This is a genomic window from Parasphingorhabdus litoris DSM 22379 (assembly GCF_020906275.1).
Taxonomy (GTDB): Bacteria; Pseudomonadota; Alphaproteobacteria; order Sphingomonadales; family Sphingomonadaceae; genus Parasphingorhabdus; species Parasphingorhabdus litoris.
The window spans coordinates 554,761-578,222 of sequence record NZ_CP086727.1 but is presented as its reverse complement, the minus strand read 5'-3'; the positions used below and the strand labels follow the sequence as shown (position 1 = coordinate 578,222).

Sequence of the window (23,462 nt, the reverse complement as noted above, 5' to 3'; positions counted from 1 at the left end):
GGTTGTGATGCGTTACTCCCCTCAGGCGGATCGCGAACATGGCGATCCGCCTGTTTATAAGGATCATTTCTACCGCAGCGGTGATGATCGATTGACGCTCTATGCGCGCATTTATGAAAGTGATGGACCGCCGCTCTTGCTGATGCACGGCCTCACCCGGAACAGCGCTGATTTTGAAGGCCTGGCGGCCCATCTGGCGGGGACATATCGCCTGATCGTCCCCGACCAGCGCGGGCGCGGGCGCTCTGACTATGACCCGGATCCGGCCAATTATATTCCGGCCACCTATGTGATCGACATGATGGCGTTGCTCGATAGCCTGCATGTGGATCAGGTCGGCCTTATCGGCACGTCAATGGGCGGCCTCATGGCGATGCTGATGGCCGCGGCGGAACCAGAACGTTTTGCGACCCTGATCCTCAACGACATCGGCCCGGTTGTGGAGCAAGACGGTCTCGATCGCATTCAAAGCTATGTCGGTTCCTTGCCTCCCTTTGACAGCTGGCAGGCGGCGGCCAACCATTGCCGCCGCATCCATGGCGAAACCATGGTCGGCTATGATGATCAAGACTGGCTCGGCTTTGCGCAGCGCACCTGCCGGGAACAGCCAGACGGGTCTGTCCTATTCGCCTATGACCCTGCCATTGCACAGGGTCTATCGGGCAATCAGCAAACCGCGGTTCCCCCTGATCTATGGCCGATGTGGGATCGTCTCTCCGCGATTCCCACGCTGGTCATCCATGGCGCGCTATCGGATATTATTGCACCGGCAACCCTTGCCGAGATGCAAGACCGGCATTCCGGACCGATTAGCGCAGTCGAAATTGTCGATCGCGGCCACGCACCCATGCTCGACGAGCCGGCTGCCATATCAGCTATTGACAGTTTCCTGCAAAAGCGGGAGCGCTAAATGGTGAGCAACGCCGATATTCCTAAACGCGCCACCTCTCCCAATGTCGCGCTCGGCATGCTGCTCATCGTCTATATCTTCAATTTTGTGGACCGCCAGATTTTGGCGATACTGGCAGGGCCGATCCAAGCGGATCTCGCGCTTAGCGACACCCAGATGGGACTGCTTGGCGGCATCGCCTTCGCCCTGCTCTATTCCACCCTGGCGGTGCCATTGGGGTGGATAGCGGACAAGACCAGCCGCAGCTGGGTCATCACCATCTCGCTGGGCGTGTGGAGCGGATTTACCGCGCTTTGCGGTTTGGCTCAGGGATTCTGGTCGATATTCCTCGCCCGTCTTGGCGTCGGCATCGGGGAAGCGGGCGGGGTTGCCCCTTCCTATGCTCTGATCGCGGATTACTTCCCCAGCGAGAAACGGGCGCGCGCGCTTTCCATCTATTCGCTCGGCATACCTTTGGGATCGGCGACCGGCGTCATTGCTGGCGGTTATATTGCAGCCACGGTCGACTGGCGTCTGGCCTTCATCGTTGTCGGCCTATCCGGCGTCTTGATCGCGCCGATTTTCAAATATCTCGTCCGCGATCCCAGCAAGGCGCCAGTACTAACCAGCTCTGGACAACCACAGACGCGCTTTGTTGACATTCTCAAGATTCTGGCCGGGAAACGCGCGTTCTGGTTCCTTGCCTTTGGCGCTGCGTCCAGCTCAATGCTCGGCTATGGCATTGCCTTCTGGTTGCCCAGCCTGTTGCAGCGCAGCTTTGGCCTCGACCTGATCGAGACGTCCCTGTTCTTCGGGTCGATATTGCTGATTGGCGGCGTCGCCGGTGTGATTGGCGGCGGCATATTGGGCGACTGGCTCGGCAGCAAGAACAAGGGTGCTTACGGATTGGTCCCGGCCGCAGCGTTTCTGCTCGCGGTTCCGCTTTTCGCCGCGGGTATCATGAGCGGTTCGGCCACCATCGCCTTCATCCTGTTCCTCGTTCCGCAGGGGCTGGCCTATATCTGGCTGGGCCCCGTGTTATCGGCCGTACAACATCTCGTCACTGCCGAAACCCGCGCCACCGCATCGGCTTTGTTCTTGCTGATCAACAATCTCGTCGGCATTGGCGGAGGTATATTTTTTCTCGGCGCGCTGTCGGACAGCCTGGTCCCGATCTACGGCGACGACAGCCTGCGCTATTCGATGCTGATATCGCTGATATTCTACATCATCGCCGCCCTGTTGATGATGCTCGCCGCCAAACCCCTGGCACGCGAGTGGGTAGAGGACGCGTGATGAGTGTTGGTGGTGAGGCCGGGGGGATATTTATTCGTTCAGGGGCTGGCAAGCAGCTGCGCATCATGTACATCACCTGAAAACCTCTCTGATCAGGATCTCCCTATGCGCATTTTCGTCTCATTTCTTATGGTACCGTTTCTGTTCCTCCTTGCCAGCTGCGGTGGCCTCGCCTCGCAGGACACGGCTCAACGGGGCGAAATCGCGCCAATATTGACAAGTGAAGAAGCGTTTGACGATCAGACGTTTGCGAAGCCTCAAGAGGCCCGTGTGACGCATATCGACTTGGATCTGGCGATGGACTTCGATGCGAAGACCATCGGAGGGACGGCCACTCTCGATGTGCTAGCGGCGGATGAGGCAAGCGAGATTATACTCGACTCCAATGGCCTTCGCGTTTCTGCAGTCACCGATGAGGCTGGCAATGCTCTGCAGTTTGCCCTTGGCGAGACGGTCGAAGGCAAGGGCGAACCCTTGACCATCCAGCTTCCGGCTCAGAAACTGGAGCGAGGTGCAGAACTGGCAGAGGGCGCGCTTGCCGCAACACACCGGATCGTGGTCGAATATGTCTCTGCTCCCGAGGCCGAGGCCTTGCAATGGTTGAGCCCGGAGCAGACAGCGGGTGGCAAGCACCCCTTCATTTTCAGTCAAGGGCAGGCGATCAACAACCGTACGTGGATTCCCACTCAGGACAGCCCCGGCATCCGTCAGACATGGCAAGCGACCATCTCGGCACCCGAGCCGCTGAATGTCGTCATGAGCGGTGTGATTCAGGGCGATCCCGAGCCAGGGGATGGGAACCGCCGTGAATTTCGCTTCGTGATGAACAACCCGGTCCCTCCTTATTTGATTGCCATTGCAGCGGGTAATATCGAATTTCGCGAGCTTGGCTCGCGTTCAGGTGTATGGGCAGAACCCGAAGTCATCGAAGCTGCCGCGCAAGAAGTTGGCGATACAGAAGAGATGATCGACGCCGGCATTGCATTGTTCGGTGACTATCGCTGGGGCCGCTATGACATGATCATCCTGCCACCAGCCTTCCCCTATGGCGGTATGGAAAACCCGGTGATGACCTTTCTCACTCCGACGTTCATTGCGGGTGACCGGTCTAACAATGGGCTGGTTGCACATGAATTAGCACACAGCTGGTCAGGAAATTTGACCACTTATTCGAGCTGGCGCGATGGATGGTTGAACGAGGGGGTCACGTCCTATTTCGAGAACCGCATCGTCGAGGAAGTCTATGGCAAAGAGCGCGCCGAGCAAGAATATGCTCTCAGCTATGCCGGTTTGGTCGACGGCATCAGTGATGTCGGCGCAGACAATCCGGGCACAGCCATGCGCTCACCCGATGCAATAAGCCCGTTCGATACGAAGGGCTTCGCGATTTACGACAAGGGGACAGTGTTCCTGCGCACGGCGGAGAATATCATCGGCCGCGAAAAATTTGATGCCTGGCTGACCCAGTGGTTTGACAGTCACGCATTCGAGCCGGTGACATCCGAAATGTTCCTGGCCGATCTGCGTGAGAAGCTGATCGGTGATGATGCGGAACTGGAAAAACGGTTGATGTTGGACGAATGGGTTTATGGCACCGGCCTGCCGGAAAACGCCTGGAAACCCGATCCGCAGGCCTTTGCGGAAGTAGACGGTGCGGTGGCAGCTTATGCGAATGAGTCAGCGCTGCCCAATGTCGATGCCTGGCGTGGCTGGACGGCGGCAGAGCAGCGACGCTTCCTCGAGGAACTCCCTCAGGATTTGTCTGCCGAGCAACTGGCCGCACTGGACACCACTTTGGGGCTTTCGCAAACTGACAATAATGAAGTGTTGTTTCTGTGGCTCGAGGCAGCGCTGCGCAATGAATATGCTCCGACCGTTCCGCAAGCCGAACGCTTTTTGGCGACAGTGGGACGCAATAAGTTTGTCAGCCCCTTGTTCACAGCACTGAACGAAACCGATTGGGGCAAACCAATCGCTCAGCGCATCTATGCCAAAACACGGAGCAGCTATCACGCCTATACGCGCGGCAATGTCGATGAGACACTTCAATATAAGGCATCTGCGGAAACGTCGCTGTCAGACTGAACGTAATTTGCCGAAAATCGCGCAAGCCGCGATAGGGTGCATCATTCATGCCCGAGTGTCGGCTTTGGGCGCAAAGGCGGACATTAGAAAAGGATATCGTATGCTTGCAAAACTTAGGCAAATAGATTGGCCAAAGCTAAGGCTCGTATATCCGACCATCAGATTTAATAATCTGTAGCTGATCTTCCTCTGCCGAGCTTAGTCCATCCTCTTTCAATCTAAGAAGATAGTGCCTTAAAAAATACTTTTCTGCGTTCGATAGCGGGCGCTCCGTATGTTGAATCAAATCCAATACTATGGCGGTACTTCGTTCGATATCGATGAAGTCTGCAGCGGCATAGTCCAGCCCCAGCTTCACCAGCTTGTTTTGGATCCGATCAGATTTTCCATAGTAGGAATCGTGCGTTAGAAATAAACGCCGGAAAAAGGTTAAGGTTGTGGGATATCTTGTAATATCCATTTTGTGCCGGCCATTAACTCTCAGTAATTCTATGTTTTTCCCGCCTTGTATTTTATATAACGAAGCGAATTCAGCATGATTGATTCCATGTTTCGCTATCAATTCTGGATAATTTTTGTCGGGGTATTGGGCGTGATATTTGAACATTTGCCATCGTGGACGAAAATAGAAATCAGCTTTTGAACTTTCACTTTGGCCGTTCACTATGCAGTTCCCTGCAACGATTTGCCCCATAGCTGCCGCAGTTGCGGGCCAGGCTTCGATGATGTCAGCGGATTTGATGTCGGATGGATTCTTGTACCAATCAAAATTACAATCAGGGGCAACTCCCAACCGGTAGGTTTCGACTTTATTTGTCGGTCCGATATCATCAGTATGCTCTGGATTCTTTAAGATCACTTGTTTAACTTTACTGGAGTAGAGCAGCCGAAAACAATCTTCCACGCAATATGCACTTTCCAAGAGAACAGACTTGTTGGTTAGGTTTGGTATGTGATCGACAAATTCCATGTTGTTGATTGTTCGCTGAACCAGCAAACCATTAACAAAAGGCGGAACGAGAGCGACAACGGTAACAACGGCTATCGCACCGCGGATGGGGTTTTTCTTCCAAAACCTCTCACCGATAGATATAGCCAATCTATACAGAAGCACAGTTGGAATAAAAATCCGAAAAAAGATGCTCTCAGCTGTCTCGTCAACCGATCGAGGAGTATGAAAGCCAAATTGTGGCCCTGTGGCTTTTGGACGCACAAATTCTGAATATAGGTCCGGCAGCAGTGCAACGCCAAATACCCCAATTGGGATTAGCCAGCGCATAAGACGCCAAGTCTTGCTCGCGGCGACGTAGGGTGTCCCGATCTTTGGAAGTTTCAATCGCAAACGAAATTCCTTTCCCTATCGGCACATTAAGGAGGTAGTTGCTTATAATTCCATTCGTCACAAGGCTAATGCATTCTTATCCACAATTCGCCTAACGTCCGCGTTCGGGATGTTGCAGACACTTCATCCCAGAACTCACCAATCCACGCTTTCCTACACTGTACCATATAGGTTATACCCAGCGCCACAACCAACCCTATATGGAGCACAACATGACCAACTCTTCCCCCCTGCCTGACGAAAATTCTCTGCCTGAACCGACATTGCGGCCACAGCATAATGGGTGGAGCAAAGCCAAGATGCGGGAGTTTCTGGAGGCTTTGGCGGCCTCCGGGTCAGTCACGGCGGCGGCCAAATCCGTGTTCATGTCACGCGACAGCGCCTATAAGCTGCGCGCGCGGCTCGCCGGGACGCCGTTTGATCTGGCGTGGGAGGCGGCGCTGGAAAATGCGATCCGGCAGGTTACTCATGAAGCCATCGATCGCGCGATTAATGGCGTGCTGCAGCCGATATTCTGGAAAGGCGAAAAAATTGGCGAGAAGCGCGTGTTCAACGAAAATCTCACCAAGTTCATCATGTCCAATCCCTCCCGCATCGGGCGCAATCCGGTGGCGCGGGAATTTGCCCTGACCAAATGGGACAGCATTCTCGACCGCGTTGAACATGGCCCGCTCGACTGGAATGACAACGAGCGCGAGGAGGATCCGGAAAGCACCGCGGCGGCGCGCGACTATATCAAGGAAAGCAGCGAATATGCTGCAGGCTGGATGTGGGAGCTCAGCCCCGATATCCCGCGCACCATGCGTTGATTGCGGCGGCTTTTCTTGCGGTATGCCGTGGTTTTGGTTTTTCGCCAAACTGTGTCGAAACCGTATAAACTGAGCATTGCCAGCCGCCCTGGATAGGTGCCGAAAGACCGCCCTTCCCCTCATCAGAGCCCGTCCGGTCCTCTCGTCGACCAGCTTCAGGCCCCAAGCATTACCTCTCCGCCAGTAAATTGCATGGCGTTGGCCCGGTCCTGCGCGAGCAACAGCGGCCCGTCGAGGTCGACCCATTGCGCTCGCTGGGCCAGCGCAAAAGCCGGCCGGATGGCGAGTGAGGTGGAGAGCATGCAGCCGACCATCAGTTTCAGCCCCGCCTGCTCGGCCGCATCGGCGATACGGATGGCTTCGGTCAGTCCGCCAGCCTTGTCGAGCTTGATATTCACCGCCTGATAATAGGGCGCGAGGGCCGGGATATCGGCGCTGGTGTGGCAGCTTTCATCGGCGCAGAGCGGCACGGGGGATCGGACCCCGGCGAGCAGATGATCCTGCCCCGCACTGACCGGCTGTTCAATCAGCTCGACGCCCCACTGGGCCAGCGTGGCGGCTTCGGCGGCGATATCGAGATCATTCCAGCTCTCATTGGCATCAACGATTAGCCGGGCCTCGGGCGCACCACGATGGACAGCGGCGACGCGTTCATGGTCATTATCGCCGGACAGTTTGAGCTTGAGCAGGCTGTGGGTATCGGCGGCGGCGCGGGCATCGGCCTCCATCTGAGCGGGGTCGCTGAGAGAAATGGTGAAGGCTGAGGTCAGCGGCTGGGGCTCGGGCAGAAAGGCATGGCGCCACAGCGGCTGGTCATGCTGGCGGCACTCGAGATCCCACAGGGCGCAGTCAAGCGCATTACGGGCCGCGCCTCTCGGCATCTGATCGAGCAGGGTCAGCCGATCGAATTGGCGATGGGCGGCGGCAAAGCCCTCTATGGCGGCGACGCAGCTTTCCGCCGTTTCCCCTTCATAATAGATCGGGGTGGCCTCACCCACGCCCTGATGCGTGCCGTCGCTGACCGTGCAAACCACGACATCGACATGGGTTTTGGCCCCGCGGCTGATGACGAAAGACCCTTTGACGGCCCAGCGTTCTGCACTGGCGGAGACAAAAAGAGGAGCAGCAGCTGATGTCATCGGATGATCGTAGCGCACAGCGCGCGTCTGTCATCTGCTTTGTGGTGATGGATCGGATCGGTCAGGGATCAGGAAGCGGCCTGCGACCATGAACCGGCCGGCAGCTGCTTGGCAATCGGGCTCCACTTGGCCTCCTGCGCCCGGCGGGTCAGATAAGTATCGAGACCGATTTGCAGGGCGACCAGCATATAGACGAACGGCTGAAAGGCGACGCCGACAAACAGCGATCCGACCATATAAATGATATGCGCATTTTCCAGCGCGATGGCGAGCGGGGCGATCCACAGCTCGCCTTCCTTGGTCGTCTTGCGATAGCGCCGCCGCAGCACTTCCATCCGCCAGATACCGCCCAAGTGAATGAACAGCCACAAAGCAAGGCCGGGATAACCCTGTTCGCCCAGCATTTCGAAATAGCTGCTGTGAAAGGCGCGGGCTTCATCGATCACTTCGACCGGGCCATCATCCTCCAGCTCGTAATCATATTCCTGTTCCGGCTGATCGTCATTCTTGTCCGGCGCCAGCTCATAGCGCAGCTTGTTGAGCCGGTAGACATTGAACCCGCCGCCCATCGGATTGGCATTGGCATATTCGATCGTCCATTCCCACACCGCGATGCGGGTCGAGGCGGATTCATCAGCCTGGTAATTCTGGATCGTGCCCATCCGCTCGGAAAAGCTTTGCGGCAGGAACGGGATCGCCATCAGACCAAGGGTCACCGCCATGCCCGCATAGAGGAAGCGGTATTTGACAAAGCGCAGCTGCAGCACCGCCAGCACGGCAATACAGACCAAACCGGTGCGCGCCTGCGTCCCGATCGGGATCAGCAAGGCGGCGAAGATCAGCGCCATGGTGAAATATTTGACCCGCCAGTCGGGCGGGAAGATCGTACCGTGTTTCGACAGCCACAGCATCAGCGGGATGATCGCAATCGCCACCATCGAGATGATCGAGCCTTCGTAAAGCCCCGCATTGTCGTCGATCAGCAGCACCAGCGCGCCATAGCCGCCACCCGAGCCCAGCGTCTTGATCCCGCCAGTGATGATCAGCGTACCGGCGCACAGCACCATGAACAGCGTGAGTGCCTCGATGCGCAGCTTGGTTCGCAGCGTCAGCGGCAGGAATATCGCAAAGACCAGCGCTTTCCAGACCCAGTCCCATTTTTCCGCCGCATCTTCGGGCAAGGCGCCGGTAAAAGTGGTGTAGCCGCAATAGAGCAGCAACAGCACCATCGCGCCCTGGCGCACCGAGAACCGGCTGTCTTTCTTGTCATCCGCGATCATGAAGCCGAGAAACGCCATGCCGAATACGATAAGCGACAGCGGTACCGAATTGAGCAGGAAATAGCTCAGCCGCTGCGGCGCGACAATGTCGATATAGGCGTAGACCAGCGTGAAGATAAACGGCCGCTTGAACGCCAGAAACAGCAAGGCGAGCAGATAGGCGACAAAGACCAGATCACGCATCGGTCTGATTCCGTCTTGCGTGAAAGCCTTCCGGCTCTGCATCGGGTTCCGGGGGATCCTCATGGTCGAGGTCTGGACGGTGAATCAGCCGCCATACCGCAATCAGCAGCAAACCATGTGTCAGAGCGATGGAAAAATTATCGATCATATGGAGTTTGGCGGCCTCAACTAACGCTTCTGATTCATATATGTCCGGGCCCGCGATACAGGCTTTGGGTTGACGGGACGTTAATCCTTTTATGGCAACGGTTTGCGCCATGACGCGGATATTGCACATATTGGATCACAGCCTGCCGTTGCACAGCGGATATTGTTTCCGCACGCGGGCGATCATGAAGGCCCAGATTGCCAGCGGCCTGCACGTTGCCGGTGTGACCGGTGTTCGTCAGGATCAGCACGGATATGAGGCAAAACAATCGCTGGAACAGGCCGACGGGCTGAACTTTTTCCGGACCCTGCGCGATGTCAGCGGCCCCTCGCCGGTTCGTGAATGGCGCGAAGTATCAGCCTTTGCCGACCGGATTGCCGAAGTGGTGCAGGAATGGCGGCCCGATGTGCTGCACGCCCATTCGCCTGCGCTGAACGGACTGGCGGCGCTCAGAGTCGCACAGAAAACCGGCCTGCCATTGGTTTATGAAATTCGCGCTTTCTGGGAAGATGCCGCGGTTGGAAACGGGACAGGACGAGAGGGTAGCCCACGCTATTGGCTGACTCGGCAGCTGGAAAATCATGTCGTCAATGGCGCTGATGCCATCGCGGTGATTTGCGAAGGTCTGAAATCCGATCTGGTCGCGCGCGGTGTCGCGAAAGAGAAAATCACGGTGTCGCCCAACGGGGTCGATATGAGCCTGTTTGGCAGCCCCCCGGCTCCCGACGAAAAGCTGCGCTCGGAAATGGCGCTCGAAGGCAAATCGATACTCGGCTTTATTGGCAGCTTTTACGATTATGAAGGCATAGACGATCTGATCGCTGCCATGCCCATGCTGCAGAAATCCTGTCCGGAAGCGCATTTGTTGCTGGTCGGTGGCGGCCCGATGGAAAAGGCGTTGAAACGACAGGTTGCGGAATCGGCCGCTGTATCAGCGATCACCTTTACCGGGCGCGTGCCGCATGAAGATGTCGAACGCTATTATGGTTTGATGGATGTCATGGTCTATCCGCGCAAATCGATGCGGCTGACCGAGTTGGTCACGCCGCTCAAACCGCTTGAAGCGATGGCACAGGGCCGGATTGTTGCGGCTTCGGATGTCGGTGGGCATCAAGAGCTGATCGAGGACGGTGTTACAGGCACATTATTTCCGGCCGGATCACCGGAAAAAATGGCTCAAAAACTGGCCGATTTGCTGAAAAATCGTACCAATTGGCCGCAAACCATTGATGCTGCACGGAAATTTGTTGAGGCGGATCGTAACTGGTCGTCAAACATTTTGCGTTACAATCCTGTTTACCAAAGGTTGATCGCGCACAAATCCTATCAGCGCGCAGCCTGATCTGGCGGAGAATGACGTGGAACTGACCGAGCAAAATATGGATGCGAAACGAGCGCCGATTATGGCGGTCGCTGCTGGCGTTGGTGCTGCGCTGGTCGTCGTCACGTTGCCGCATGTATATCTGGAATCGACCATAGGCGCGACGGGATTGTCGGAAATCCTGCCCGCCGCAGCACCGCCGCTGGGCAATACTGCGCGCGGTCTGCTCGCCATCATGGCCGGTCTGGTATCCGCATCTGCCATCTATTTTTTTCTAAATCGCAAAGGGAGCTCTGACATGGGCGTTGCACTTCGAGAACAAATTAATGCTGCTAGCCCGATCGAGCTGGAGCTCGAGGAAGAGGCCAAGAAAAAGAAGCGTTTTGCGCTACCGAAATTTGATGCCAAATCGCTCACAAAATTTCTCAAAAGGCCCAAGAAGGACAAGGCCAAGGTCATGGACCTTGCCGATTTGCCGCAATTGCGGAAATTGGATGATGACGCCGAGGAAGCAGAGCGGCCATCGATTTTCAACGTGCCAGACGCAGCCGATCCGATAGCTCAAGAAATACAGCAATTTGAAGAACCGGCTGCGCTAGACATACCGGAGGAATCGGTTGCGGAGACGACATCGGCAGAAGCCGAAGTCGCTGTTGAAAACGCAGCGCCGGTTGAAGCTCCAGTAGTTGAAACAGCTGTTGTTGATGCTGAAACTGTTCCGGAGCCGGTACAAAAAAATGCGATGCCGAAAGAGGACCTATCCGCTCTCAGCATCGCACAATTGGCCGATCGTTTGGAAGCTGGCCTGACCCGTTTGAAACAGTTGGAGGCAGCAAGCCTCAACGGCGCTGCCGTTGCATCACCGGCGCCCGCTACCGAGCCATCCGAACCGGCTCCACAGCATGAAAATGCACCAGCTGCTGATCCTGTCCGCGACGAAGCGCCAGCATTCACACCGCCACCACTCAAAGAAGTCGAACAGGCTCCCGAGCCGATGATGGAAGAGCGTCAGGCCGATATGGATGTTGCCTTGAAAGCCGCTCTCGGCACATTGGAGAAAATGACAGCCCAGCGGTAAACGCTAGCCGCAGCGGCGGCCCTTTCTAATTGCTACCGCGCTACCGGATCGTTGATCACTAATATCTCGATCGTGACCGTTTGATCCCGGTCATTATCGGGCCGTTCGATCACCAGATCGGCAACAAAATGGCCGTGGAGATCATAGGGGTAGCCGAGCAACCGGGTACCGCAATATTGCGAGATGGCCGGACCGCCTTTCCACAGCGGCATGATCGCAAACTGACAGCGGACACCGGAAAAGGTGATGCTGGCCCAGGGGCGTTCGCGCAGCAGGCGGACTTGATAGTCCAAACCAACCAGCTCCTGTATCTGTTCCGTCAGCTGGTCTGTGACATCCTTCGGTTTTCTCGTCCATTGTGGGGGAAGGTTGTGGAGCTCAGGACGCATGATCATTCCGCCATTTGTTCATGAAATGTTCCACACGAAGTGAAATTTTTTTACCCGGCTGGCGGCCATTTCGCAGATCCTCCACAAAGCGCGGATCACGGACGGAAAGCCGGCCAAATTTGGTCCACGGCATCTCGGTCTCACGCATGAATTTCTCAATTTCCCGTAATAGATACATTGGCAATTCTCCATTTGAAGCAGATTGTCGGAGAGGCGATGGCGCCTCAGCGACTCGATTTCAGTAGGTAATTTCCTATCTGAAATGCAATTTCCTACATGTCTAGGATTTTTCCTATTGTCTTTTTCGGCCAGCCCAGATAAGGATTATCCATGGTTCAAAAAATTCCCGCACTGGGCGATGATCCGCGCGCCAATCTGGAACGGTTGATCCGCGAGAATGGTGATGATTTTTCATCACTGTCGCGCATGCTCGGCAAAAATCCGGCCTATATTCAGCAATATATAAAACGCGGGACGCCGAAAAAGCTCGATGAGGAAGACCGCCGGAAATTAGCGGAATTTTATGCGATCGATGAACAGTTGCTCGGTGCCAATATTCCCGCTGCGCCACATATGTCCTCTCAGAGGAACCAGAATATGATAAGGATCAGGCAGCTGCAGCTTGGTGCGTCGGCGGGCCCCGGATCCTTGGCAGATGACGAAGCGGTGCAGGACAGCATGGCTTTTGGTGCCAGGTGGTTGAAGCAAATCGGTACAGATCCTGACAAACTGTCGCTGATTGTCGTCGATGGCGACTCTATGGACCCGACATTATGTGATGGCGACGACATCATGGTCGATCATAGCGCGGCTGAGCGACCGCTGCGTGACGGCATATATGTTTTGCGTATGGATGATGTCCTGCTGGTTAAACGCCTAGCGTTGCGGCCATCCGGCCAATTGTCGATCCGCAGCGACAATGACCGTTATCCCGACTGGGACGACATTGATCCATCGGAGGTCAATATCATTGGCCGTGTGGTCTGGAAGGGACGGCGATTGTGAATTCGGGATTGCCTTTTGTTGCAGGTTCGCAAGCGCAGAATATTGCTCGCCAAAACCCCGTGATTCCGCAATAGGGGCCCTATGTGTATCGTCGCCTTTGCCTGGCAAGCCCATCCGCGTTGGAAACTCATAGCCATTGGTAACCGTGACGAGATGCATGCGCGGCCGGCACAGCCACTGGCCCGTTGGGATGATCCAGCACATTTGCTGGCCGGACGCGACACCAAGGCCGGTGGCACTTGGCTGGGTGTATCCGAGCAGGGTCGTCTGGCGATCGTGACCAATTTAAGCGGATATGGCCTACCCGACAGTGAGAAACATTCTCGCGGCGATCTTTTGCGAAGCTTTCTGTCTGGTGAAGGTCCCTATGCCGATTTTTCAGATCGCCAGCTCCCGGATTTCAATCCGTTTAACCTGATCACTGTCGAAGGGGAAAAGGCGGCCATCCATTCCAACCGTCCCGATCCGGTCAGCCTTGCCTTGACGCCCGGATTATACGGCCTGTCCAACGGACCATTGGACAACCCATGGCCGAAATCCGGCGTGCTTGGGAATTCCCTGAAAAGCTGGATAGAAAACGGATCAGAAAATCCCGAGCTATTGCTGGACGCTCTGATGGATCAGACTACTCACTTCCCTCCGGAGGAGAGTGAAAATTACAAGGGCGAGAATTTCGCTGACTATCCGCAATATTCGCCCATATTCATCCGCAACCCCGTTTACGGAACGCGGTGCAGTACTGTGGTTGCGATCGATCATAGCGGCAACGGATCGATTGTCGAAAGGCGCTTTGCATCGTCAGGGGCGGAAACGGGGCAAACCGCCCTCTCCTTTTCCTGGCCGATCTAGCGATCCGGTTTAGAGCATATGGGCAGCCGCTTCGTCGCGATGCTTTTTAAGATATTTCATGAACGGAGTACCACCAGTTCCAACGTCGGATGTGTTGCCCGCGCCGCCTTTTGACTGTTTGTTGATGTAGCTGGCAGCATATTCCAGATGCCGCGTCCGGAACCGCGTCAGATTTTGCACGCATTCATTATAAAGCGCCGTCAATGCAGGAGATTCCGCCGATTGGATGAAGGTCCGCAAGACACTATTTGCCCGAATGTCATCGATATACTGACGATGTTCCGGCGGACGATAGATATGCAGCTCATCAAGATAGGTGCGCAGGGGATCGCCCGCATGATCGATACCCAAAAAAGCATCCATCGCCGGAACGATAGAGGATTGGGATCCCGTTTGGCCACGAAACACTTGCGGCTTGCCATCGGTTTCTTCGACACCTTCATAGATCAGGCCGGATGACAGGGCAGGATTGTCCTTCCAGCCATGGATCCACGGCCGGACGCGATGAAAATAGATATAAGGATCACAACGCTCTGGCATTCTGTCAAAAATGTCATTCATATCATCCCAGACGGTCGACATGGCGGACAAGCCTGATTCGAGCGCTGGAATATCCTGATCGCGGCATGCCTGCACCAGTGCGGGGATAGCAGCCAGCATCTCGCCAGCGCGGGCTTCGATCGCCACGTGGATCAGTACGAACCAGGCTTCATCTTGCCCGCCCAGAAACGGCTGCAGCATGTGAATATTGGAAAGGTCGATCGGGCCCGCCGGATCGATCAGTCCCCAATTGTCCAGCACATAGCTGGAATAAGTCAGCAACGGAGGCTGCTCTATGGCTTTACCCAATTGCCAGATCGGCACGGCTAGACATTGTGGCAAATGTTTCGGTGGCTCTGGCTCACCCCAGATATAAGACTGTACCAGGAAAGAATAATGCACCATCGCAACACGCCGTTCCCCCAGGCTCGACGAAGCGCAAAAATCTGTCAGATCCAGGCGTGGTAGCTTTTCTATATGGCGGCGCAATTCCCCGGATGGAATTGTTTTCGGCAAGGCCATCGCAGTATCGCGAACGACTTGCATTTCTTGAGGCAGCGCGATGCTTTCGGGATCAAAAGAGGAGAGGAAACCGCGTTCCTTGGAAATATCATATTGATTGAGATGGAAAGCCGCCACGTCATGTCCCTTGTGAAAATTGCAACAAGACGCAATAATAGAGCAGAATAGGCGCAAGGTGCTTGCTTATTGGCGTTTATGCGAGGCTAATACACAATTTATGATCGATATAGATAATATAGGCCGCAATATATTGCATGAGCTTGAGCAAGACGGTCGATTGAGCAATATCGACCTTGCGGCAAAGGTCGGACTGTCGCCCTCAGCCTGCCTGAGGCGCGTTCAAGACATGGAACGCAAGGGTCTGATCAAAGGCTATCGCGCGGTTCTCAACCCGGCCGTTCGCGGCGCAGCTATTACCATTTTCGTGATGGTCGGGCTGTCCGAACATCTCAAGAAGGATGCCCTGGCTTTTGAACAGGCGGTGGCCTGCGCACCAGAGGTTCGGGAATGCCACAATATAACGGGATCAGTCGAATATCTGCTGCGTGTGGAGGTTGCCGACCTTGCAGCCTATAAAGCCTTTCACGCGGATGTCCTGGGAACCTTGTCGCAGGTCAGCAGCATCACCTCTCATATTTGCTTGGGTTCACCAACCGACAAAAGAGCATGAGCCCTGATTGGCACGGGCAACGCAACCGTGCCCGCGACAATCTACCTTCGAAATTCAGCGCGCTTCAGGCTTTCTGATAGTGATCGCGATGGTCTTGCAAGTGGGTTACACGCAAACCGGGCATGCCGGCGCGTTCAATTGCCTGTTGCCAGGAGATAAATTCTTCAAGCGACAGACTATAGCGATCACAAGCTTCATCGGTTGTCAGCATGCCGCCATTGACGGCCGCAACAACTTCGGCTTTTCGCCGCACGACCCAGCGTGTGGTGGATGGTGAGGGTAAATCATTTTTGGTCATGGCTTCGCCTAAAGGACCAATGACGATGGCGGGTCTGGGACTTTGGTTCTCGATCATGTCTACCTCATTCTCTGCCTTGCAGCATTTTCAGTGTTCGCCCCCGCACATCAAAAAATAGTGCCGCGCAGATAATCAAAGTCGAATATATGGGGTTAACAAAACCGGCCCAATTACAGTGGCCATGAGGTAACAACCGGGGTCCAGCCTAGTTTCCAAGTGATGAGAATGGTTAACGGTTTTTATGCGCGCAAGATGGCATAAGTGGCATCGACCAAGGATTGCCCGCGATCATTGAGCAGCAACCCCATGCCCATTTGGTTCATGGTGTAGCTAAATGCGAGACCATATTCGGGGTCGGCAAAACCGATAGATCCGCCGGCGCCGACATGCCCAAAGGCCGCATCACCAATTATGGCAGACATTTGATCACCACATGGGTGTGCCCGGTTATCCATGGACTTCATAAAGCCTGATGCGAAACGGGTCGGCGCGAGCAAAGTGGCGTCAATCTGTGTCGCCGTTGAGACTCGGGCCATATCTGTCAACCGTTCCGGCGATACCAGCCGGACCCCCTTGTGCGATCCGCCAAGTGCCAATGGTTCATACATCGCCACCTGACCGCGCGCATTGGACAGACCGCCTGCGCCGCCAATTTCGGCTTTGTGAGCCACAGGATCATTTTGATTCCAGCCGCCGCTATTGAGGAAAGAAAGCGCTTGAATGGATTGCGGATCGGTAAGCAGTTTTTTGGTGAACGGACTCATCTCTGCGGTGGGGTCCGGTGTTGCCATGATTACCGGCGCGATAGGATGCGTGACATAGTCAGGCAATCCGATCCAGAAATCAGCGCGCAGCGGCCCAGCCACTTCATCCTGGAAAAACTGACCCAATGACTTGCCAGATACGCGGCGTACCAGTTCTCCGACGGTCCAACCAAAACTCACCATGTGATAGCCATTGCGGGTTCCTGGTTCCCAGAAAGCCTCTTCATCCTCGAGCCGTTTGACCATATAGTCCCAGTCGAGATAGCCGCCCGGCTTAACCGGCTCGCGCAGCGCAGGAACGGCACTTTCATGATTAAGCATCATTTGGACGGTGGTTGTCTCTTTGCCATTTTTGGCAAATTCAGGCCAATAGTCGGAAACCGGCGCATGGAGCTTCAACAGGCCGCGATCGATCAATATATGGGCGCATAATGCCGTTGCCGCCTTGGTGCATGAGAAGACGATCGAAATCGTGTCACGCTCCCAGGCTGTATTTGTCGCCGGGTCGGCAACACCGCCCCACAGGTCAACAACGGTCTCGCCGTTAACGCTGACACAAACCGAAGCACCGACTTCGCCACGTTCCGCAAAGTTGCGAGCAAACTCCTCTTTGACACGCTGGAATTTTGTTGAAGTGGTACCGTCGATATTTGCCGCCATGCCAAAGATGTCCCAGATTGCCGATGTAAGCCAACGGCTTGGTTCATTTGGTCAGCTTTTGCAACAGGCCTTGGAGCAGTGCACAATTGGATGGCCCCTATTCAGGCCATGTCAGTGTCCACCACTTCTTCTCGATCATAGCCATCCACCTGGAGCAAACCCTCCATCACGGCGCAAGCAACCATGTGAGTACGGTTTTTTGCGCGTAGCTTGAGGCGAACATTTTCAACGTGGCGATCGACTGTGCGCGGCGCAATATCGATACGCTGTGCCACTTCTTTTGTTGATAGCCCCTGGGCGATAAACTCAAGTATCTCATGCTCTCTCAGCGTGAGCACAGGACCGCTGGCCAAACTCTTTTGCTGTAACATCACGAGGGTCACTTTCTATAATATCAAACCAGCAGTAAAACTGCTGACTTACAAATGCCCCCATTTGTTTTCGTCATTCAGCCACCAACAACCGTAGCGCAACGCACTGGTCGTAGTCGCAGTATATTGCGGTCCCGAAAAACCGCCCAAATTGATTGTTGGTGGTTCCCTCCCCAACAAATCGTCGCATAACCTTATCGCGTCAACATCACTGTCTGGCGATGATTAACCTTCTACTCTCATAGCACAGAATTGGGATAGGACAAAAACGTCCATACCAACTGCTTGAATTTACAGTAGTTTACATATTCTCGGGGTTCCATAGGTAAAATCACCTAGTGAAAAATAGCAGTCAGAATCACTTGGCGTTCAAAACAGGCGAATCGCTGGATGGACCCTTTCCGCCTTCCTGCCGTACATAATCCCCACAAAACAACAAATGGTCGCATCTGAGGCCGCACTTCTATTCTAGGAATATTGGTGCGGAAAAAACGAAAAGGGTCGTGCTGAGGGTCCAGAGGAGACAGCACGGATGCAATCGCTACTAACCGCCCCAACCATGATGGAGGGGCTTCATTCGAACCTGCGCTCGACCACATTAAGGTTTCGTGCGGGCCAACTAATATTTGACGAAGGACAAAAAGCCACACGCTGGTATGAAGTCGTGCAGGGTACTGTTCGCACATGCCGCTTTCATATGGATGGCCATCGCCATCTGACTGGTTTTTTCTTCAGCGGCGACGTTTTCGGAGCCGACCATGGTACCTATGGTACAGCAGCAGAAGCGGTCACGGATGTGGTTGTGCGCTGTTACCGGGTCGGCGATATCACCGATGATTCCACGCCAAAGCCACAATTGGACGAGGCGGTTTCGATCTTGTTTCGCGCAATGTCGACGGCGCAGCGCTATTTGTTCATCATAGGGCATAGGACGGCCACCGAAAAACTGGCTGCTTTCCTGCTTTGCCTGAAACAGCAGGCCAATGATGATCCCAACATCTTCGTTCCGATGTCGCGGAGTGACATAGCCGATTTCCTTGGCCTTACGGTGCACACGGTTAGCAGGACATTCACAGACCTTGCCCGCCGCGGACTGATAGAGGTCAACGGTCGCGACTCTGTCCTGATCATCAACAATGCCGGTCTGTGCCGCCTTGCTGGCGAGTATCAGGATAGCCTCACAGCCGATCCAGAATCCGACATTCACCCAGCAGCAGAACTTTGCCTTGGCGAACTATCCGCCGCTTAGAAATTTGCATGTGAAAGCATGCCCGGAGAACCCCCATGACTAGACATCGTTTAACCCCCATAACCGCCTTGATCGTTCTTCCTGTCGCAACGCTATATGGCGGTGGAGCAACAGCAGCCACAAAGGGCGAAACAAAAAATGACCAAATCCGCCCTGCTCCTGCATTGACCGCAACGGAAGCAGAAGCCGAAACCGCGCGAATCTTGGCTCGGCTCAAGGCCGTCCGTTCACCGGTTCTGCAACAGAAGGAGGAATCGAAAAAGCTACCTATGACATTGGCGGTTGCGCCGACCAAACAACCGCCGGCAGCTCAGCCTCTTGTCCCAGAACACCCAGCCGAAAAAGTACAGGATAAACGACCACCGGCACGCGAAATGGCAACAACGCAACCACCAGCCAAAAAGCAGACATCAAAAGTAACAGATCAAGACACAAGCAATATCACCGCAGCGTTGCAGGCTATTCAATCCGAACTATCGGAGCAGAAGAAGCTGATCGCCAGTCAGAATGCCTTGATCCAATCGCAAAGCGACAAGATCAAACAGCTTGAGCTGCACAATCAACTCGTCCGTGCGGCCGCTCCGGTTGAAAGTCCATTTGCGCTGTCGCAAATACGGGGCGCAGGCATTCAGCGCAGCCAGGTAGAAACGGCGGCTGTACAAATTGGTACAACCCCAGATGATGAATTGACCATGCCGGAAGGGCCCGTTGGCGAAGCGCCGCCGGAAGCCAATAACATCGAACAGAAAGTCGAAGCGGTGCCCGAAGGACAGGGTGTGCTAACACCGCGGGGGCAGTTTGTCCTTGACCCTTCTATTGAATATACGCGTTCATCGACAAATCGCCTGGTTTTCCGGGGCATAGAACTGATCCCCGGCATTCAGATTGGTGCAATTGAAGCAAGTGATGCCGACCGCGATACAATCGTCGGAACATTTGCGATGCGCTATGGCCTGACCAACCGTTTGGAGATTGAAGGCCGTGTTCCCCTGCTCTACCGCAAGGACCGGATTCAGGTTGTTCAACAGCGCGACGAACAAATTACCCGCGAGGTTGGTCTGGAAGAAACCGGTATCGGCGACGCGGAAATATCGTTGCGCTATCAGCTAAACCGGCCCAAACCACAAAGCCCGATCTGGGTCGCGGGTCTGCGCGTCAAAACCGATACCGGTACCAGTCCCTATGAGATCCCGTTTGACGAGTTTGGCGTTGCCACCGGGCTGGCAACCGGTTCCGGCTTCTGGGGTGTCCAACCGAGCATCAGCTTCCTGCTGCCCTCTGATCCCGTCGTAATCTATGGTGGTACCGGCTATTTGTGGAATATCGAACGCGACATTGACAGAGTTGTCGGCGATGTGTTTGTCGGCAAGGTCGACCCTGGTGATGCGATCAACGCAAGCGTCGGCTTTGGCTTTGCGCTCAACCCGCGCTTCTCCTTTTCGCTCGGCTATCGCCACAACTATATATTCTCTACCAAAACTGAGCTTGGCGACACATTGCAGGAGAGCAATGACATTCAGGTCGGATCGCTGAACTTTGGCATGTCATACCGCCTCAGTGAAAAACAGTCGATGAATCTCGGCTTCCAGTTCGGAGTGACCGAGGATGCGCCAGATGTCAGTATTGTCGCCAGGATCCCATTCCGCTTTTGATTGACAGAATACCAAACCAGAAGGAGTGAAGTCCACAAAGTTCACACACTCCTTCTGGCTTTTTCCAAAGAGCGAATGGTTAGCTGCCCGTATCACTCGACAGAAATTGCCTTACATGCGCGACAAATAGTTCAGAGCTATGTTCCCGGCCGAGCAGAAGATGATTGTCCGTTGGCAGCGTCACAAATTCAGCACCGCTAATCCGGCTGGCCAGTTCGGCACCCTTGGCAACCGGAACCCGTTGATCGCCGCGCGCATGCATGACCAATGTGGGACATTGTATGGCGCTCAAGCGATTGCGGACATCAATATCGGCAAAGGTTTCGAGAAATCGCGCGGCGTTGGTTGGCGATACGGTTTTTCTCTGAAATTCGTCAAAGGCTGTGCGTTCGGCATCGGTTGCACCGGGGATTAAAGCGCGCGAAAACAGGTTACGGTAGCTGGAATCATCTCGCCCCCAGCCATTAGCTACCAGCGTGATTAGCGCCTCCCGCTCCGCCCTTGATTCAGCGCTCTCTTCATCCGCACGCCATCCCGCCGCATATCCGCCCCACAGAATGAGATGACTGACCCGATCCGGATTGCGCGCGGCATATTCAATCGCCACAGCCGCGCCTTGCGAGATACCCAATAAGGGGAATTGAGCGACACCGCTTTGCTTCACGACGCCTTCCAGATCCGTTACAAAAGCATCAAAGCCGAGATTGTCGACTTCCCAATCAGACATGCCATTGCCGCGCTCATCGTAGCGAATAAGGCAATGATCGCGGGCCAGCTCCTGAAAGAGTGGTGACCAGACTTCGCTATCCCAATCCAGTTCGAGATGATTGAGCCAATTGGCTGCTTTCAGCAATGGCGGTCCGCTTCCAATCCGCGCCCAGGCAATGCGCGTTCCATCTCTTGCGTCAGCAAATCCAATCTGTTGGCGGGCCAGATGAAGCTGGCTCGGTTTGTCCAGCGGGGTTCCGGTTCGTGCACTCAAATCGGGTAGCAAGCGCGCCCGCAACGTTTCTGCTTCATCGCGCATCGCGGTAAGCCATGCCTGATATTCTGGATGATCCGGCAGGTCGAGCCCAGCGAGCAAGGGCTGGTCGAGCGCTGCGCGGACATCGGAAAATTCCTGTCCGGCCAGGGCTTCGTCGCGCTTTGCACGTTCTGTCAGGTTTAAATAATCAACCTTTGTCGAAACCGGTTCAAAGCGCACCCATTCCCGGTCTGCAACAATCCGTTCGGCCTCCGGATCGTTAAGCAGCCGGCGCAGTTTCCAGATCGCGGATCGCAGCGCACCACGCGGATCATCGGGACCTTCCCAGAACAGATCACAGAGTCTTTCGCGATGCTGCGGCTTACCGGTTAGCATCAAAAACGCGAGCATGGCGCGTGCTTTACGCGACGCGGGTAGTTTCACCGGATGCCCCGCATGGCGAACAGACAAGCCGCCCAGCAGGCCAATTTCCAAATTTTTCATAGCTACTTCACTCACTAGCCCCGCGAGTAATCTGGCTTTTTCCAGCAGCCGGTAGTCATGCCGCACCCTGCAGCGGCCCCGTAATTTTAATCGTGCCGAGCGAAAAAACAACGGAAATGACATGCTTATGAACATGCTGGCTGACACGCATCAGGGTCAATGGAGTGGCGCTTCACGAAAGCAGATTCAACTCCCAAATGAATAGAAGGAATCAATAATGTTACGCCCCCTGAACATGAGCGAACGACGAAGGCCAAAATCATTTGTCTTGATAGATTTTGAGCACAATGGGTCTTTGAAGACCATTGATATCATACAGAAAAACTGAATCACTTTTTCAATCGACCCATATGACCCGACCCTATGCGGCGAAACAAAGCAACCTCAGTGCTTTGCTAGCCGGCCGGAGCTGCGCGAACGGGCAGCCCAAATTTTCAGATCACCTCAGTCGGCCGCTTTGTGCGGCACAGGCTTTCGCAAAAAAAGGCAAATTTTTATGACACAATCATCACTTGCTTTGATGAATCATCCCATACTCACGGCTAGAGAGATGGAAATATTGGAATATATAATATTAGGACTATCCGCCAAAGAAGTCGCTCGCCATGTCGAGATATCACCCCGCACCGTTGAGCGGCATGTAGAAAGCGCTAGACTAAAACTGCGCGCCAGAAACCGGGCGCATATGGTCGCATGTGCCGTCAAAGCGGGATTCTTAAAATTCACCAAAAGTGGAGTGCACGGAAGATATGCGCTGGATTGAGCAAATAAAAAAAGCACCATAAACCCCCTCCGTCGGTTCATGGTGCTTTCAGTTTCGGACCGGCTGGATTGGCAGCCCATCCGTGATCCCTCAATTACCCAGCGCCCCAATGCCGGCCTGTCCGGCTAAGCTATCAAGCGCGCTGCCAATCCGGTCCATCATCAATTCGCTATTGAAATTTTCATAACCGGACAGGTTCAGTGTTGCATCGACCTCCTGAACCGCTTCAAAGCCGCTGGCTGTATTAATCAGCATATTCTGGACACCGTTACTGGTCTCATGGACGATGGCGGTTTGGCCGTTGTTGAGCAGATAGACGGGCGTATCGCCGACCTTCATGCGGATATTGCCGGTCGACAAAACGCCATTTTGCAGCGAGGAAACATCAACCGGGCTCAATCCGGCAGCGGCCGTCTGCGTGGTGTGCGCGCCGTCGTCGTTCAAGTTCAACACTGTTTGAAGAAGCAGCTCTCCATTGACATAGGTGCGAATGTCAGCGCCAAAATTAACACCCAAGCCATTGACAACAAACCCGCCACGCAACTTGTCCAGATCTTCGTCTGAAACAAGTGCGGGCAGATCAACCGCCGCCACGGGGTTAGCTTTGGCGGTTTGGGGCATTAGCATCGCGGTGAAGGACGCGATGCAGGCGACCGTGGCGAAATATCTATATCTGTAGTTCATGATCTGTC

At 54.7% G+C, this 23,462-nt stretch carries 24 protein-coding genes; 12 read left to right on the top strand and 12 right to left on the bottom strand.

Annotation, left to right across the window (positions count from 1 at the left end):
* Positions 1 to 7: 7 nt before the first annotated feature.
* From BS29_RS02875 to BS29_RS02865, 3 genes are all read left to right on the top strand, one after another.
* Positions 8 to 910, top strand: a complete 903-nt coding sequence (locus tag BS29_RS02875; protein ID WP_229955723.1) for an alpha/beta fold hydrolase — start codon at positions 8 to 10, stop codon at positions 908 to 910.
* Positions 911 to 2,185 carry a spinster family MFS transporter gene (locus BS29_RS02870; RefSeq protein ID WP_229955722.1) on the top strand — a complete coding sequence of 425 codons (1,275 nt, stop codon included), beginning with the start codon at positions 911 to 913 and terminating at the stop codon, positions 2,183 to 2,185.
* A 105-nt stretch (positions 2,186 to 2,290) separates the two neighbouring features.
* Positions 2,291 to 4,270, top strand: a complete 1,980-nt coding sequence (locus BS29_RS02865; protein ID WP_229955721.1) for a M1 family metallopeptidase — start codon at positions 2,291 to 2,293, stop codon at positions 4,268 to 4,270.
* A 136-nt stretch (positions 4,271 to 4,406) separates the two neighbouring features.
* Here BS29_RS02865 and BS29_RS02860 read toward each other — a convergent pair whose 3' ends face one another.
* Positions 4,407 to 5,606 carry a hypothetical protein gene (locus tag BS29_RS02860; RefSeq protein ID WP_229955720.1) on the bottom strand — a complete coding sequence of 400 codons (1,200 nt, stop codon included), beginning with the start codon at positions 5,604 to 5,606 and terminating at the stop codon, positions 4,407 to 4,409.
* Between the two features lie 218 nt (positions 5,607 to 5,824).
* Between BS29_RS02860 and BS29_RS02855 the strand changes: the two genes are divergently transcribed.
* Entirely contained in the window at positions 5,825 to 6,421 is a 597-nt protein-coding gene (locus tag BS29_RS02855) for a hypothetical protein (protein WP_229955719.1), read from the top strand.
* Positions 6,422 to 6,576: 155 nt separating this feature from the next.
* On the opposite strand, the gene dgcA is transcribed toward BS29_RS02855, so the two are convergent.
* The 3 genes from dgcA to BS29_RS02840 form a co-directional block, all read right to left on the bottom strand.
* A complete protein-coding gene (gene dgcA / locus BS29_RS02850; RefSeq protein ID WP_229956924.1) occupies positions 6,577 to 7,560 on the bottom strand; it encodes an N-acetyl-D-Glu racemase DgcA in 984 nt (327 codons plus the stop codon).
* A 68-nt stretch (positions 7,561 to 7,628) separates the two neighbouring features.
* Positions 7,629 to 9,023 (bottom strand): putative O-glycosylation ligase, exosortase A system-associated, encoded by a 1,395-nt coding sequence (locus tag BS29_RS02845; protein WP_229955718.1) that lies wholly within the window; start codon positions 9,021 to 9,023, stop codon positions 7,629 to 7,631.
* Positions 9,016 to 9,282 carry a hypothetical protein gene (locus BS29_RS02840; RefSeq protein WP_229956957.1) on the bottom strand — a complete coding sequence of 89 codons (267 nt, stop codon included), beginning with the start codon at positions 9,280 to 9,282 and terminating at the stop codon, positions 9,016 to 9,018. Before BS29_RS02840 ends, BS29_RS02845 begins: the two co-directional genes overlap by 8 nt.
* Here BS29_RS02840 and BS29_RS02835 point away from each other — a divergent pair.
* Entirely contained in the window at positions 9,281 to 10,513 is a 1,233-nt protein-coding gene (locus BS29_RS02835) for a TIGR04063 family PEP-CTERM/XrtA system glycosyltransferase (RefSeq protein ID WP_229955717.1), read from the top strand. The two genes, BS29_RS02840 and BS29_RS02835, sit on opposite strands and share 2 nt — an antisense overlap.
* Positions 10,514 to 10,529: 16 nt before the next feature.
* A complete protein-coding gene (locus BS29_RS02830) occupies positions 10,530 to 11,570 on the top strand; it encodes a hypothetical protein (RefSeq protein ID WP_229955716.1) in 1,041 nt (346 codons plus the stop codon).
* Between the two features lie 32 nt (positions 11,571 to 11,602).
* On the opposite strand, the gene BS29_RS02825 is transcribed toward BS29_RS02830, so the two are convergent.
* Entirely contained in the window at positions 11,603 to 11,959 is a 357-nt protein-coding gene (locus BS29_RS02825) for a hypothetical protein (protein WP_229955715.1), read from the bottom strand.
* A complete protein-coding gene (locus BS29_RS02820) occupies positions 11,949 to 12,137 on the bottom strand; it encodes a hypothetical protein (RefSeq protein WP_229955714.1) in 189 nt (62 codons plus the stop codon). Before BS29_RS02820 ends, BS29_RS02825 begins: the two co-directional genes overlap by 11 nt.
* A 152-nt stretch (positions 12,138 to 12,289) precedes the next feature.
* Between BS29_RS02820 and BS29_RS02815 the strand changes: the two genes are divergently transcribed.
* Together BS29_RS02815 and BS29_RS02810 are read left to right on the top strand one after the other, a co-directional pair.
* Entirely contained in the window at positions 12,290 to 12,964 is a 675-nt protein-coding gene (locus tag BS29_RS02815; protein ID WP_229955713.1) for a S24 family peptidase, read from the top strand.
* An 81-nt stretch (positions 12,965 to 13,045) separates the two neighbouring features.
* A complete protein-coding gene (locus BS29_RS02810; protein WP_229955712.1) occupies positions 13,046 to 13,813 on the top strand; it encodes an NRDE family protein in 768 nt (255 codons plus the stop codon).
* 9 nt (positions 13,814 to 13,822) lie between these two features.
* On the opposite strand, the gene BS29_RS02805 is transcribed toward BS29_RS02810, so the two are convergent.
* The gene (locus BS29_RS02805; RefSeq protein ID WP_229955711.1) at positions 13,823 to 14,992 is read right to left on the bottom strand and encodes an indoleamine 2,3-dioxygenase; all 1,170 of its coding nucleotides are present in this window, start codon (positions 14,990 to 14,992) and stop codon (positions 13,823 to 13,825) included.
* Between the two features lie 100 nt (positions 14,993 to 15,092).
* Here BS29_RS02805 and BS29_RS02800 point away from each other — a divergent pair, with 100 nt between their 5' ends.
* Positions 15,093 to 15,545 carry an Lrp/AsnC family transcriptional regulator gene (locus tag BS29_RS02800; RefSeq protein WP_229955710.1) on the top strand — a complete coding sequence of 151 codons (453 nt, stop codon included), beginning with the start codon at positions 15,093 to 15,095 and terminating at the stop codon, positions 15,543 to 15,545.
* 64 nt (positions 15,546 to 15,609) lie between these two features.
* Here the strand turns inward: BS29_RS02800 and sciP are convergent, their stop codons facing one another.
* From sciP to BS29_RS02785, 3 genes are all read right to left on the bottom strand, one after another.
* A complete protein-coding gene (sciP, locus tag BS29_RS02795) occupies positions 15,610 to 15,900 on the bottom strand; it encodes a CtrA inhibitor SciP (protein ID WP_229955709.1) in 291 nt (96 codons plus the stop codon).
* A 182-nt stretch (positions 15,901 to 16,082) separates the two neighbouring features.
* Positions 16,083 to 17,267, bottom strand: a complete 1,185-nt coding sequence (locus BS29_RS02790) for a serine hydrolase domain-containing protein (protein ID WP_229955708.1) — start codon at positions 17,265 to 17,267, stop codon at positions 16,083 to 16,085.
* A gap of 101 nt (positions 17,268 to 17,368) precedes the next feature.
* Positions 17,369 to 17,638: a helix-turn-helix domain-containing protein gene (locus BS29_RS02785; protein ID WP_229955707.1), complete on the bottom strand. Its 270-nt coding sequence runs from the start codon at positions 17,636 to 17,638 to the stop codon at positions 17,369 to 17,371.
* A 532-nt stretch (positions 17,639 to 18,170) separates the two neighbouring features.
* On the opposite strand from BS29_RS02785, the gene BS29_RS02780 reads away from it, so the two are divergent.
* Together BS29_RS02780 and BS29_RS02775 are read left to right on the top strand one after the other, a co-directional pair.
* A complete protein-coding gene (locus tag BS29_RS02780) occupies positions 18,171 to 18,887 on the top strand; it encodes a helix-turn-helix domain-containing protein (protein ID WP_229955706.1) in 717 nt (238 codons plus the stop codon).
* Positions 18,888 to 18,922: 35 nt separating this feature from the next.
* Positions 18,923 to 20,539, top strand: coding sequence for a transporter (locus BS29_RS02775; RefSeq protein WP_229955705.1), 1,617 nt, complete (start codon positions 18,923 to 18,925; stop codon positions 20,537 to 20,539).
* A 79-nt stretch (positions 20,540 to 20,618) separates the two neighbouring features.
* On the opposite strand, the gene BS29_RS02770 is transcribed toward BS29_RS02775, so the two are convergent.
* Entirely contained in the window at positions 20,619 to 22,022 is a 1,404-nt protein-coding gene (locus BS29_RS02770; RefSeq protein ID WP_229955704.1) for an alpha/beta hydrolase, read from the bottom strand.
* A 505-nt stretch (positions 22,023 to 22,527) separates the two neighbouring features.
* Between BS29_RS02770 and BS29_RS02765 the strand changes: the two genes are divergently transcribed.
* On the top strand, positions 22,528 to 22,770 hold the full coding sequence (locus tag BS29_RS02765; protein WP_229955703.1) for a response regulator transcription factor: 243 nt from the start codon (positions 22,528 to 22,530) through the stop codon (positions 22,768 to 22,770).
* 90 nt (positions 22,771 to 22,860) lie between these two features.
* Here BS29_RS02765 and BS29_RS02760 read toward each other — a convergent pair whose 3' ends face one another.
* A complete protein-coding gene (locus BS29_RS02760) occupies positions 22,861 to 23,454 on the bottom strand; it encodes a hypothetical protein (RefSeq protein WP_229955702.1) in 594 nt (197 codons plus the stop codon).
* Positions 23,455 to 23,462 lie beyond the last annotated feature (8 nt).